This is a genomic window from Halomicrobium zhouii (assembly GCF_900114435.1).
In the GTDB taxonomy this organism is placed as follows: Archaea; Halobacteriota; Halobacteria; order Halobacteriales; family Haloarculaceae; genus Halomicrobium; species Halomicrobium zhouii.
In genome coordinates this window covers 249907-262962 of record NZ_FOZK01000001.1, presented here as the reverse complement: position 1 = coordinate 262962, position 13056 = coordinate 249907, and the positions used below count along the sequence as shown (strand labels likewise).

The following is a 13056-nucleotide window of genomic DNA, read 5'->3' as shown; positions in this document are numbered from 1 at the left end:
TCTACGAGCGGAGCCGCTGGATGCGCTTCTCCGTCGGCGGGTGCGTCGAGAACACTCGCTGGAGGAGACCCCCGTCGGCGTTGAAGATACAGAGGGCGTTCACGCTGTCCTCGACGGTCGACTCGCGGCCCTCCGCGCCGCGGGATATCTTCTCGAGCGCGCGTGCCAGCGGGTCGCCAGTGCCGATGGCGTCGCGCGCGTCGGCGTCGGCGACGTACTCCCGGTACCGCGAGATGGCCATGACGAACACCATCACGAGCGCGTTCGCCAGCGACGAGGCGACCATCGCCAGGATCCACGAGCCCATATTCCGCTCGCCGCCGAACAGCACCGCGAAGTAGGCGACGTAGCCCACGATCATCCCGATGGACTGCCCGACGACCATCGTGATCACGTCCCGGTTCTTGATGTGGGCCAGTTCGTGGGCGACGACGCCCTCGAGTTCGTCGTCGTCGAGCAGTTGCATGAGCTCGGTCGAGACGACGACCACGCCGGCGCCCTTCCGCCCGACGGCGAAGGCGTTGGGGACGCCCATCTCCATCGTCATCAGCCGCGGTTCCTGCAGGTCCATGTCGCGACAGAGGCGCCCGACCAGCTGGTGGACGTGCCCGTACTGGCCGTCCTCGGGCATGTCCCGCGCGCCCCGGAGCGCCATCCACTTCCCGAGTTTGTACTGTACGGCCGGCACGACGAGGATGCCGAGGAGCAGGACCGGCACCAGCGGAAGCCCGAGAAGGGCCGACAGTGCGGTCCCGGCGAAGAGGTAGAACGCGAACAGTATCGCGCCGACGACGAGCATCCGCAGTTGCAGTCCCGTGTCTGTCATACGGCGGATGGAAGGCCGTCTGGCGGTAAAAGCCTCTTGGTGACCAGCTGGGTTCGGGCCACGTACCAGCCGGCTCTCGCTCGGCAGGTGGCCGGTGGTTGCGGCTGGTGACGGCGGGCGCTCACCCGAGGAGGCCGCCGGATTCGACGTCGACCTCGATGTCGCGGTCGAACAGCGACGAGGAGAGGTCGGCGACGGCGACGGCGAACGCCGTGTTCGCGGTGGCACAGGTCGGCGTCACGACGCCGTCCTCCCCCGTCGGGACGACGTGGTCGGCCTCGGGGAGGTGGGTCGGTTCCCCGCCTCCGGCGCGGTTGGCGACCAGCGCGTCGGACTCGGAACCGAGGTCGACGAGTCGGCCCCGCATCCGGGGGAGCAGGTCCGCGCCGCGGCGGGCGTCGGGCGCGACGAGGACGCGCCGGTCCACGCCCGTGACGGCGGCGACCGACTGGTTGTCGGCCACCGGCGGGACGTCGACGACGACGTGGTCGAACTGGCGGGCCGCGTGGTCGACGCAGGTCTCGAACTGCCGGGCGGCGTCGGGCGCTTTCGCGCGGGCGACGCGCTCGAAGGGCGCGTGAACCGGCGCGATCGCGGCGCGACCCTCCAGGTCCGGCCAGACGTCCACGAGAGCGTCGCCGAAGGCGGCCTCGTCGGTGAGGACGCGGGTCAGGTCCGGGTCGATGCGCCCCTCGACGTGGGTGGCCAGGCCCTGGGTGGCGAACGCGGCGTCGAGGACGGCCACGGAGTGGCCGGCGCGGGCGAGCGTCGCCCCGGCCTCGACGCTGAGGCGCGTCGTCCCCGCTCCGCCGGTCACCCCGACGAACGCGACAGTCGTGCTCATTGTAAATTCACTGTGTCGTCACCCGATAAAAAGTGTCGGACGGCCGCGTCCGTCGGCCAGGACCGATAGCGACCGGGCGAAGGCGGTCACTACCAGTTGCGTCCGGGCCGCCGTCGCAACCACAAAACATATTCCCCCCGTCTCGCATGTACGTGGTACGAAGTGGGCAGCGGGTAGGGGTACTCGTGCGTTCTGCCCACCATTATCTCACTCCCGAGAGCCTTCTCCGTCCGGCGCGCACTACAGCGAGACGGTGGAGAGTTCCTCGGAGATCTCCTGGACGTGGTCGTTGTACGCCTCCACGAAGGCCGGAACGTCCTCGACGTGGCGACGCAGGTCTTTCGGCGAGGGTGGTTCGTACTGCGAGAGGAGGTAGACGCCGCCTTCGCCGCCGACCCGGAGGTACTGCGCCCGGCCGTCCTCCCACTTGAGTTCCCAGCGGCTCCCGCCGACGCGGGTGTCGAAGGTGCCGTAGTTCGACCCCGCGACGCGGTGGAGTTCGCCGGCCATCCGGTCGGCACACTCCCGGATCCGGCTCAGGATCCGCTCGCGCTCGGCGACGATGTCCTCCGTCGATTCCACCTCGGGGAAGTCGGTCTCGACCTGGTCGAGCACGCCGTCGAGCGACCGGACGTGGTCGGCGAACGCCCGCACGAACGCCCCGTAGTCTTCCATCGCCTGGGCGAGCGCCTCCGGTTCGGGCTGTTGCTTCGAGGAGACGACGTACGTCTCCGTGCCGCCGTCCTCGAACCGGAGGTACTGGACGGTGCCGGCCTCGTACTTCAGCGTCCAGGTGCCGTTGCTGGTGTCGAACTCGGCCTGGCCGTAGTCCCCGCCCTGGAGAATCGAGAGTTCCCGGGCGACCAGGCTGGCGTGTTCGGTGACCTCGGCGACGACCTCGTCGCGGCGTTCCGTGGCGGCTTCGACGCCGGCGACGTCGGCGTCCAGTCCCTCGATCATGGTTGTAGAGAAGAGGGGATCGAGGGGGATAACGGCGTCGCATCGCCGCCACGAGGCGGTCCCGAGACTGCCGTCACACCCGGAGAGACGGACTCGTGGCCCGGATCGACTCAGCCGGTCGGGGCGTCCCACTGGTCGGGTTCGTCGGGGTAGACGAACAGGTCGACGAGGTGGTCCTCGTGACAGCCCCGGCAGACGTAGTAGTCGTCGACCCCCTCGGCGTAGCTCGGGTTGAGCATGACGTGGACGGTAGCGTCGAAGGACGTCGCGGACCCGCAGATGGCGCAGTGTTCGGTCGGCATCGCTGGTTCCCCAGTGTAGATAGTTCACACCCCACGCACGTAAGTTGTCGTGTCCGGTCCGATCCACCACGGGAGCGGACGGTCGAGGGGCATCGGTCGTTTCCAGACCGCACACTGCCGAAAACAGGGAGAACGGATCGCTGCTCGACAGTTACGTACCACAAAACCTATTACACACTTCACGAACCCACCGAGTACGAAGGTGGGCAGCGGGTAGGGGTACTCGTATTCTGCCCACCGGAATCCCGTTTCGTGAGCGACGGCGCCGTCCGTCGCGATCGACTGGAGCGAGTCCCCTATTGGTAGGTGCTCTATAGCGCTGATGTCAGGCACTCTCTCCCGGTAGCCCTCGAGTGAGAGGAGGCGTCAGTCGGCGCGTAACAATGGCCGGAGACCGCAAGGGCCGATCCATGACTTCGAGCGAGGGACCGAGACGAACGGGCAGACAGACGTCGCGTCGACGGGCGAGGGGTGACTGGTGGCCCGCGGACCGCGCCGGCGCGCGAGCAACTGGCCGCGAGGTCGATAGCGAATGAGCAACCGGGCAGTCAGGACCGACGGCTGGCTGGACGGCCGGATAGACCAGATCGGTGCGGTCGCCGGTCTGCTGCTGGCGGCCGCCCTCTTCCCGCTGCGCTTCCTGACCGAGAACATCTTCATCCAGGTGATCCCCGTCCTCGTCGGCATCGCGAGCGGGCTCTACCTGGTGACGGCCCACTTCGGGCGCGAGGACGTCGCGGCCGTCCGGTGGCGCCTCTCCGACCTGGCGGGTCGGAGCCTCGGCGGCGTGACGCTGCTGGGCGTCGGTTCGCTGGGGCTCGTCGCGACGACGACCGGCGGTCGGAGCCTCCCCTTCTTCGGCCTGGCGTCAGTCGTTGGCGCGCTGATCTTCGTCCAGGTCCTGTTCGTCCGGGACTCGGCGTTACGTCCCGGGTCGATCATCCTGCAAGTGGTCGCCTTCGCCCTCGTGGTGCGGTTCGCGGCGCTGGCGACGACGCCGGGGCTGATCGGGGTCGACAGCTGGACCCACGTCACCGAGTACGCGCAGGCGATCCGCGAGGGCGGGTCACTCGCGGCCATCGCGGACGTGAAGTACGTCGCCGCGCCGCTGTACCACCTGCTGGGCGTCGTCGCCGCCGAGGCGTTCAACACCTCGATCCGGCTGGCCGTCTACGCGACGCTCGGGCTGGTGATGCCCCTCTCCGTCGTGCTCGTCTACCTGACGACCCGGCACTTCCTCCCCGTCCGCTGGTCGCTGTTCGCGATGGCCACCTACGCCGTCGCCGACCACGTCGTCCGGTGGGGTGTCCACCTCATTCCGACGAGCCTGGGGCTGGTGTTCTTCCTGGTGGTCGTCTACGGCATCACGAAGCTGTTCTTCGTCGACCGCGAGGGGCCCGTCTTCGGGCTGACGATACTGGTCGGCGTCGCCGTCGTGCTCACGCACCAGATATCCGCGTTCGTCACGCTCTGCTTCCTGGCCGCGGCCGTGGCCGCCCAGTGGGTCCTCTGGCTCGCCGACAGGCACGGCTCGCTCGGCCGGGTCACGGCCGGCCGCGAGACGACGAACGTGACGCCGGTGTTCGCGATGGTCTGCGGACTCACCGTCGTCAACTGGGCGTTCACGCCCTACGGGTCGGGGACGTTCATCGAGACGATGGTCGGCAGCCTCCAGCGGGCCCTCGACGGCTCGGTCGGCTTCCTCCAGCTGATGGGGTCAGAGCCGGCCGCGGGCGGCGCCCTCGCGGCCGTCGTGACGGACGTCCCGAAGTGGGTCGAGTTCGTCGACGCGCTGGGCTTCTTCCTGCTGTTGACCGCCGTCGTCCTCGGCTCGCTGGCGCTCGTCCGGAGCGAGCGGTTCTCACAGCTCTCGCTCACCTACGTCATCGCGGCCGCGGGGATGCTCGTCGTGGTGCTGGGGCTGCCGCTGTTCGGCCTGAACCTCTTCCTCCCGGGACGGTGGTACGCGTTCATGTACGCGCCGATGGCCATCATCGCGGCCATCGGGGTGCGATACCTCTCGACGCGGCTCTCCTCGCGGGCCGTCGTCGCCGGCCTGCTCGTCTTCGCACTGGTGTTCCCCGGCGCGATGCTGGTCTCGAACAAGGCGGCGCCGGGCGACCCGATGTTCGACGAGCACTACCCGCGCTACTCCGGGACGAGTGCCGAACTGGCCGCCGTCGAGACGGTGAGCACCATCCACCCCGACGGCGCCCCAGCGCTCCAGACCGACCACCCCTACCGAACGCTGTTCACCCGCTGGCAGGGCGAGGAGGTAGAGGGACTGGCGCTCGGTGACGACGGCACCGTCGGCGCCGACGCGGCCGTCTACCGGGAGTACCAGACCCACGGCGCGGCCTCCGCGAGATATCAGGACGACTGGGTCCAGGTCCAGCTGCGGGAATCGACCGTCTGCGGTGGCGAAACGGCCGTCCTCTACGCCAACGAGGAGGTCCGCTACTGCCAGTCACCCGCCACAGTCTAGAACGATGTCAGGAACCACCACACTCTCCGGACGCGTCGCATCGCACACCGACCTGGCCGTCGCCGCCGGCTACGTCGTCGCAGTGACCGCCGTGCTGGCGCTGGTCGGCGACCTGCCGACTGCCGTCGCCGTCCCGCTGGCCCTGCCCGTCCTGCTGTTCGCGCCGGGGTACGCCGTCGTGACGGCAATCGCGCCCGCCACGGGCCACCCCGCGAGCGCCGACGGGCCCGGCGACCGTCTCGGCGTGCGCCAGAGCCACGACGGGCTCTCGCGACTCGAACGGCTGACGCTGTCCGTCGTCGCGAGCGTCGCCGTCGTCCCGCTCGTCGCGCTCGTGCTCGACTTCGTCGTCGGCGTCGCCCTGGTGCCCGTACTGGCCGGCGTCGCCGCCGTCACCGTCCTCGCGGCGGTCGTCGCCGCACACCGGCGCGACTCCGGTGGCGCACACGTCGCGGGAGCGGCGGGCGGCCCGGCGACCGGCCCGTCGCTGCTGGCCGGCGTCCCCACCGACGGGATCACCCTCGGCTGTGCGACCATCGCGGTCCTCATGCTGGTCGGCAGCGCGACGATGGCCGTCACCGGCGACCAGGCCGCCGAGACGGAGTTCTACCTGGTCACGGAGACGGCCGACGGCGAGTACGAGGCCAGCGGCTACACGACCGACATCGCCGACGGCGAGACGGCCGAGTACACGCTGGGCATCGAACAGCACAGTGCACAGCCCAGGGAGTACACCGTGGTCGCCCAGCTACAGGAACGGTCGGGCGCGGGCGCGAACGCGACGGTCGAGGAGCGCGAAGAGCTCGACCGGTTCTCGACCACCGTCCGACCCGGAAACGCCACCATCGAGACGTCCGCGGTGACCCCGACGACCACCGGCGACCGCACGCTGGCCTTCCTCCTCTACGAGGGGGAGGCGCCCGCAGAGCCCGACCGGGAGTCTGCCCACCGCGTCGTCCACCTGCCGGTCGAGATAACGTAGTCGGCGGATCACCGGACTCCGGTCGGCCAGAGTTCGGGAGTACACGATACATAACTAACGAACGCCGCGGTGACGCTCCGGACGAGATCGGAGACAAACGAGTGAGTAACTGATGCTACCAGACACGACGCGCCGACACGCAGGTGACGCGGATGGCGAGTGACGTCGGATCCGACGCCGGGAACGGGCGACCGTCCCGGGACCGGCGCAGCGACCCGTCCGACGAACCGAACGACGTCCAGTGGTCGCGCCGCCGCACGGAGACCCGGTCAGGGCGGGCGACAGCCGAATCGAGCACTCGCCCGTCACTGTCCGTCGTCGTCCCGACGTACAACGAGGAAGACCGGATCGAGACCTGCCTGGAGTCGGTCCTGGCGGCCGTCGCGGACGACCCGTCGACCGAGGTGATCGTCGTCGACTCGAACTCGACGGACCGGACGGTCGAACTCGCCCGCGAGTACCCGGTGACGGTACTGCGGATCCCCGACGACGACCTTACGACTCCGGGTGCGGGCCGCTACGTCGGCCACCAGCGCGCCACCGGCGACCAGTTGCTGTTCGTCGACGGCGACATGCGCATCTCGGGAGAGTGGCTCGACCGCGCCCGGCGCGTCCTCGACCAGCGCGACGACGTCGCCGGCCTCGACGGCCACCTCAACACCGCCGAGGCCACCGACCCCGAGCCGGTCGAGGCGCTACGCGGCGTCGCCATCTACGACGCCGACGTGCTCGACCAGGTCGACGGGTTCGACCCGTTCCTGCGGGCGCTCGAAGACGTCGAACTGGGCTACCGGATAACGGAGGCGGGCTACGACGTCCGACGCCTCCCGATCGTCGCGGCCTCCCACCCCTGCTCGCCCGGGGCGGCCGAACTGTGCCGCCGGTGGCGCAACGGCTACTACTTCGGCCTCGGCCAGGCCGTCCGGAAGAGCGTCCACTCGCCGCGGACGGTGTGGAAGTTCGTCGACCGGTACCGCTACCGGGCGGTCTTCTACGGCTGGCTCGCCGCCGGGGCGACGAGCCTGCTCGTCCAGCCCGCACTGGCGGTGGCGTGGCTCGCCGTCTCGCTCGTCACGTTCGCCGCCGACGTCGCCTGGGAGGGTCACGCCGACGCGACCCAGCGGCTGGGGACGTACGTCCTCAGCAGCGCCGGGTTCGTCCGGGGCTTCTTCATGCCGCCGCCCGAGCACTCCGCGTTCCCCGTGGAGGTCGCCGAGCGCGTCGCGGAACCGGACGCTGTCGCGGAATCGGACGGCCCCAAGAGCCGGACGCCGTCGAGGGCGGAGTGACGGCCCAGTCGACGCTGGCAACCCCCCGGTAGGCGACGGCTGCCCGGCGCCGGACGACGCGACGGAGACACAGCGACTGCGTAACTAACCCGCACGCGAGGAACCCACACCACATGATCACCGACGACGCCGCGCCCGCTCGGTCGCTCCAGAGCGGGCCACCCGCCCACGCAGAAGCGGCGCCCGCGAATCAGCCATGACCGGCGACCGTTCCTCCAGGCGGGCGTTCCTCCGCCGCGGGGCCGCCGTCACCCTCCCGGCCGCCGTCGCGGGCTGCCAGTTCCGCGACGAAACGCCCGAGACGACGACTCCGGACCGAGACCAGACCACGGACTCCCCCACGCCGACGACGCCGACATCGCGGGAGCGCCTCGCGGCGGCGTACGACGACCGGTTCGACGAGTACGTGGACGTCGTCGCCGCCGGCGCCAGCCCGGACGGATCCGAGCCCATCGACGACGTCCTGGAGCGGGTCGTCGCCGACGACACCCTGGCGTACGTCCCGGCGGGCACCTACCGGGTCAACTCGCTCCGCGTGGAGGACGTCTCGAACGCGGGGCTGGTCGCCGAGTCGCCCGCCGAGACGAGCCTCGTCCCCGGCCGGCCCGCCGTCGACATCGGGCACCAGTTCCTGCAGTTCCACGGCGTCAGCGACTTTCTGTTCGAGGGGTTCACGCTGGACTACCGCGCGTCCGGCGCCGGCGGCGCGACGCAGGTCTTCTCCCGGGGCGACTTCGCGGTGCGAGACCTCCGCGTGCGCGGGACGATGCCCGACGAGTCGTTGCCGGGCAACCCCGCCGCCTTCCGGTTCGACGTCCGCGAGGAGTCCGCGACCGGCACCGTCGAGCACGTCGTCGCCCGCGACGGCGGCCACGACGGGGGCAACGCCGTCGGCCTCTACGTCGGCGCGGCCCACGCGGGTACCCTCGAGTTCGTCGACTGCGAGGTGCGCAACTTCCCGAACAACGGGCTGTACGCCTCCGCGCCGGGCCGGGACGACGAGGCCCTGCGAGGCCGCGACGGCACGGTCCACGTCCGCGGCGGGCGCTACGCGAACAACAACATCGCCAACGTCCGCCTCGGCTCGACCGACTCGACGGCGCGGGACGTCACCGTCGTCGTCGACGAGCGCCCGCCCTCCCACGCCGGCGCGATGAACGCCCGCGGCCTCCGAATCCGCAACCGAAGCGGCATCGTGGTCGAGGACTGCGAGATCCGGATCGGCGAAGACGCTGGCGAGGGGTTCGGCGGCCTCGTCTTCCACCCGAACGCCGGGACGTCGACGATCCGGGACACGACCATCCGCGTCGACCGCGACGACACCCCCGCCGTCCGGGCCCTCGACGACGACGCGGCGGACCCGTCCCCGGGCCCGACCTTCGAGAACGTCACAGTCACCGGGTCGGCCGCCGGCGGGTGGGCCGTCGAGATCGCCGGCCGCGCGGACGTCGCCTTCGAGGACTGCACCGTCAGCGGGACCGGCCCGGGCCGCAACGGCCTCTCCTTCACGGCCTGCGAGAACTGCGTCGTCGACGGCGGCGAGATCGACGTGCCAGGGATTCCGGTCCGGGGACGACGGTCGACAGTGGAGACGCTCGACGTTCGAACGGGCGACGCGCTGGATAGCGAGCAGTGAGGAGAGACCAGGACCAGTGTGGGTGCGCGGCCGTAGGTTGCTTCTACGACCCCTCAGCCGCGAAATAACAATCGGTCGGGGGACGGACGGTCCACTCGAGACCGATGACATCGCTACGACGACGGACGCTGCTGCAGCTGGCGGGGGCCGCCTCGGCCGCCGTCGCCGGCTGTCAGGGTGTGGATCTGGACGCGGGGCAGGGTGCCGCGAAGACCGACCAGCAGGCCCCGAACGGGGAGGTGACGACCCGGGAGGCCATCGAGACGGGACTGTTGAACGGCATTCCGCAGGTCCGCGCGCAGGCCGACGATGGCTCGGGCACGCGTGAGGATCCCTACCAGGTGCCGGCGGACCTGTTCGCCGACTACCACGGCACCGTCGAGTTCGGGAGCGGCTGGTTCGAGACAGACGGCGTCGAGACCGACCCCGACTTCGACTACAGCGACACGTCGACGTACCTCCAGGGCGAGGGCGTCCGGACGACGACGCTGCGCCACGCCGCGGACGAACCGTCGACGCCGACGGTCAGGTTGGCGGGGAAAGCCGGCAACTTCGGCGGCGTCCGCAACATGACCGTCTACGGGGCCGGCGAGGGCGACCGGAGCGGCGACGCGAACATCGTCGAGACGGACGGCAACGTCATCGACTACACCTTCGAGAACGTCATCTTCCGCTGGGGCGGCGGCGACGCGCTCCACCTCGCGGCCAGCGCCAGCGGCTGTCGCGTCCAGAACGCCTGGGTCGAGAACGTGAACGGCCACGCGCTCTACCTGGGCGGGGGCAACCGGCTGAAGGTGGACAACGTCCACGCCATCGGTTCCGGCTTCCTAATAGAGGGCGCCGAGAGCCACTTCACGAACGTCACCATCTTCTCCGCCGGCGGCAACGATGGCATCGTCAACACGACGCCTGGCAACCAGTACGCCGACGTCATCCTGAAGGAGGGGCTGAACGCCGGCTTCCGGGGGACCTCGCGCTTTTCCATCTCGAACATGCACGTCGAGGGCGCCAAGCAGAGCGCCATCGTCGACGGCACCGGCAACTCGCCCATCTCGAACGTCTTCGCCCGGAACTGGGGGCGAGCGGACGGCTGGCGGCCGCTGTTGCGGGCCAGCGGATCGTCGGTGCGCGCCAGCGGCGTCTGGGGCGAGCGCACCAGCGAGGAGTACTCGACCACCCTGCTCCGCGTCGAGGACGACGACTGTTACGTGAACGGCATCGGCGGCACCGCCGGCGAGCCCTGGAAGATCACTATCGAAGGCGGTACCGAGAGCGTCCTCGACAACGTCGCCAACGTCGACTACGAGCACGTCACCGACGAGGGGGTCCGGACGCTGATCAACCGCTGGGGGACCAACGACGGCGACCCGGCCGTCGAGGGCGAGTGGAACGGCCACGCCGACTACGCCGGGGCGACCGGCGCCACCGTCTGGGACACGTCGACCGAGCCCTGGACGGCCTACCGCGCCCAGCCGGACGGCCGTAACTGGGTCGCGCTGTAGCGGTATCCGGTGCGAATCGCCGCTGGACGGACCGCGGAGTCGAGCGCGTGACGGTCGGCCGCGTCAGGGACAGCCGACGTCGTCCGACGACGGCTCGGAGGAGCCGTAGTGGTTGTTCTCGAACTCGACGTTCTCCCAGGAGTCGACGTGGACCTGGATGATGGCCTCGTCGGTCCAGCCGTCGGGGGTGCTCCGGGGTTCTTCGGGGTTGTAGAACCAGTTGTCGTGGATGTAGGCGCCGTCCGAGGGGACGCCACGGATGGCCACCGCCGGCGCGTTCTTGTCCTTCCGGTCCTGGTCGACGACCTCGACGGTGTTGTTGTAGATCTCGATCCGGTCGCCACCGGGCTCGTGCTGGTCGAAGACGTGAGAGATAGCCTTGCCGGTGACGTGGTTGTAGCGGGCCGTGTAGTCGCCGCCCGTCGATTCGACGCTGTGACGGTTGTCGTAGAAGTGGTTGTACTCGACGAGGACGTCGTTCGCGCTCGTCGTCGCCACGCCGTAGCCCGAGCCGTCCTCGGTGTTGGTGTGGAGTTCGCTGTGGTGGACGTGGGCCGACTGCTGGCACCGGACCGCCGCCCAGCCCCAGCCGTAGGCCTCCACGTTGTCGACCTCACAGCCGCTGCCGGAAAGCGTCAGGCCCTGTTCGAGGACGCCCCGGTCGTACCAGTCGCTCCGGGGCCCCTCGATCCGGAGGCCGGTGACGCGGACGTCGTCGGCCGCTTCGAGCATCGGCCACGGGTGGCGGTCGGTGTAGAGGCGGCCGCCGGCCGCGCCGTCGATGCCCCGGTCCGAGGCGAGCGTGACGCCGCTCGGGATGGAGAACTCGCTTTCCCCCATGTAGATGTCGGCGTCGCCGCTGACGTAGACGACGTCGCCGGCGGAGGCGCTCTGGAGCGCGTCGTTCAGCTGGGCCTTCGTCGAGACGACGACGTCGGCCGCGGACTCGGGGACGGTGTGTTCGTACCCCTCACCGCCGCCGATAACGGGGCCGTCCTCGGCCGACTCGTCCTCGGCCGGCGGTTCCTCGCCGGTGAGCTCGTAGGCCGAAACCTCCTCGCCGTCGAGGGTGAGCGTGAACTCGCCCTCCATGGGGGAGAAGGCGGTGACGTCGCCCGTCAGGTCGAAGGTGTCGCCGTAGCCGTTCCCGGTGAGTCCACTGACCTGGTAGGTGCCGTCGGCGTTCTGCTCGATGGTGTCGTTGTTGGTCTCGGCCTCGTACTTGCTGCCGTCCTCGACGCGCACGGCGCCGCCCGTGACGGTGAAGGTGTAGTCGATCTCCGTGGGCGAGACGATGCGCAGGCGCTTCGACTGTTCGGGCTCCTGGCCGGTGAGTTCGTAGGCCGTCGTCTCCTGGCCGTCGACGGTGATCGTGTAGTCACCCTCGAGCGGGGTGAACTCGGTGACGTCGCCGTAGACGGTGAAGGAGTCGCCGTAGCCGTTGCCGGTGAAGCCGTCGGCGGTGACCGTCCCGTCGTCGTTCTCGGTGATCGAGTCGTTCTGCGTCTCGGCGGCGTTCCGGCTCCCGTCCTCGACGCGCTCGATGTCCCCGGTCGCCGTGAACTGGTAGTCGACCTCGGTCGGCGAGGTGACGACGACCTTCCGGCCCGTGTCGGGGAACAGCTTCTCGGCCGAATCACCGAAGCGGACGTAGGCCCGGCCGTCGATCTCGATGGTCGAGATCCAGCCGTCGTACCTGAGAGCGACGTAGCCCTGGTCGACGTCGCCCTCGACGCGGGTGTCGGTCGCGGTCGAGACGGTGTTCCCGTCGGTCGGGACGACCTCGATGGCCTCCGAGGCCTCGACGACGTAGTGGCAGACCTCCTCGGTGTCGGTCGTGTCCAGCAGCATGTGCTTCGAGGGCGTGGGCTGGGCGCTGGCACTCCCGACGCCGAGTAGCGTCGCGGCCGCGGCCGAGCCAGTCAGCGTCAGCATACTTCGCCTATCGATTAATCGCTCCTTACCAGCAGTAGCGTCGTCTTTCTCTGTCACTGTACCCGGCTTTCTCTGGAGTTTTAGGTTAAGTGTTGTCGCGAGTAACTGGCTGAAACCTCCCTGATTGGCGTCGGTTACGTTCCGGGAGGGACCAGTTACAGCGAGATAGTTACCAGGTAGAGGCGAACTCCTCGTCCGAAAGGGCGGATAAAGAGCCACTCTGATAACAAGAAGAGGGTAGTACGGTCCGCTTACCCGGCCGTAACGCTTCAATACTGGCCACGCGCGTCCCGGA

At 69.6% G+C, this 13056-nt stretch carries 10 protein-coding genes; 5 read left to right on the top strand and 5 right to left on the bottom strand.

The features are described from left to right. Position 1: 1 nt before the first annotated feature. The 4 genes from BM337_RS01315 to BM337_RS01300 form a co-directional block, all read right to left on the bottom strand. Positions 2 to 826, bottom strand: coding sequence for a M48 family metalloprotease (locus tag BM337_RS01315; RefSeq protein ID WP_089813170.1), 825 nt, complete (start codon positions 824 to 826; stop codon positions 2 to 4). 121 nt (positions 827 to 947) lie between these two features. Next, positions 948 to 1670 carry a cellulose synthase operon protein YhjQ/BcsQ gene (locus BM337_RS01310; RefSeq protein WP_089813168.1) on the bottom strand — a complete coding sequence of 241 codons (723 nt, stop codon included), beginning with the start codon at positions 1668 to 1670 and terminating at the stop codon, positions 948 to 950. Positions 1671 to 1910: 240 nt separating this feature from the next. Further along, positions 1911 to 2630: a profilin-fold protein gene (locus BM337_RS01305; protein WP_089813166.1), complete on the bottom strand. Its 720-nt coding sequence runs from the start codon at positions 2628 to 2630 to the stop codon at positions 1911 to 1913. A gap of 110 nt (positions 2631 to 2740) precedes the next feature. Then, complete coding sequence (locus BM337_RS01300; RefSeq protein WP_089813164.1) at positions 2741 to 2932, bottom strand: hypothetical protein; 192 nt, start codon at positions 2930 to 2932, stop codon at positions 2741 to 2743. Between the two features lie 532 nt (positions 2933 to 3464). On the opposite strand from BM337_RS01300, the gene BM337_RS01295 reads away from it, so the two are divergent. The 5 genes from BM337_RS01295 to BM337_RS20875 all read left to right on the top strand — a co-directional run bounded on the left by BM337_RS01295 (position 3465) and on the right by BM337_RS20875 (position 10826). Further along, positions 3465 to 5417, top strand: a complete 1953-nt coding sequence (locus BM337_RS01295) for a hypothetical protein (RefSeq protein ID WP_089813162.1) — start codon at positions 3465 to 3467, stop codon at positions 5415 to 5417. Positions 5418 to 5421: 4 nt separating this feature from the next. Beyond that, positions 5422 to 6399, top strand: coding sequence for a DUF1616 domain-containing protein (locus BM337_RS01290; RefSeq protein ID WP_089813160.1), 978 nt, complete (start codon positions 5422 to 5424; stop codon positions 6397 to 6399). Between the two features lie 152 nt (positions 6400 to 6551). After that, a complete protein-coding gene (locus BM337_RS01285; RefSeq protein WP_143117607.1) occupies positions 6552 to 7688 on the top strand; it encodes a glycosyltransferase family 2 protein in 1137 nt (378 codons plus the stop codon). 196 nt (positions 7689 to 7884) lie between these two features. After that, positions 7885 to 9324 carry a hypothetical protein gene (locus tag BM337_RS01280; RefSeq protein ID WP_089813156.1) on the top strand — a complete coding sequence of 480 codons (1440 nt, stop codon included), beginning with the start codon at positions 7885 to 7887 and terminating at the stop codon, positions 9322 to 9324. Positions 9325 to 9428: 104 nt separating this feature from the next. Continuing rightward, a complete protein-coding gene (locus BM337_RS20875; RefSeq protein ID WP_089813154.1) occupies positions 9429 to 10826 on the top strand; it encodes a hypothetical protein in 1398 nt (465 codons plus the stop codon). A 63-nt stretch (positions 10827 to 10889) separates the two neighbouring features. Here the strand turns inward: BM337_RS20875 and BM337_RS01270 are convergent, their stop codons facing one another. Next, positions 10890 to 12761 (bottom strand): right-handed parallel beta-helix repeat-containing protein, encoded by a 1872-nt coding sequence (locus BM337_RS01270; protein ID WP_089813152.1) that lies wholly within the window; start codon positions 12759 to 12761, stop codon positions 10890 to 10892. Between the last annotated feature and the right edge of the window lie 295 nt (positions 12762 to 13056).

Coding starts and splice junctions, on each gene's coding strand:
- BM337_RS01290 (WP_089813160.1), top strand. CDS start 5,422: ATGTCAGGAACCACCACACTCTCCGGACGCGTCGCATCGCACACCGAC.
- BM337_RS01310 (WP_089813168.1), bottom strand. CDS start 1,670: ATGAGCACGACTGTCGCGTTCGTCGGGGTGACCGGCGGAGCGGGGACG.
- BM337_RS01305 (WP_089813166.1), bottom strand. CDS start 2,630: ATGATCGAGGGACTGGACGCCGACGTCGCCGGCGTCGAAGCCGCCACG.
- BM337_RS20875 (WP_089813154.1), top strand. CDS start 9,429: ATGACATCGCTACGACGACGGACGCTGCTGCAGCTGGCGGGGGCCGCC.
- BM337_RS01295 (WP_089813162.1), top strand. CDS start 3,465: ATGAGCAACCGGGCAGTCAGGACCGACGGCTGGCTGGACGGCCGGATA.
- BM337_RS01315 (WP_089813170.1), bottom strand. CDS start 826: ATGACAGACACGGGACTGCAACTGCGGATGCTCGTCGTCGGCGCGATA.
- BM337_RS01285 (WP_143117607.1), top strand. CDS start 6,552: ATGGCGAGTGACGTCGGATCCGACGCCGGGAACGGGCGACCGTCCCGG.
- BM337_RS01280 (WP_089813156.1), top strand. CDS start 7,885: ATGACCGGCGACCGTTCCTCCAGGCGGGCGTTCCTCCGCCGCGGGGCC.
- BM337_RS01270 (WP_089813152.1), bottom strand. CDS start 12,761: ATGCTGACGCTGACTGGCTCGGCCGCGGCCGCGACGCTACTCGGCGTC.
- BM337_RS01300 (WP_089813164.1), bottom strand. CDS start 2,932: ATGCCGACCGAACACTGCGCCATCTGCGGGTCCGCGACGTCCTTCGAC.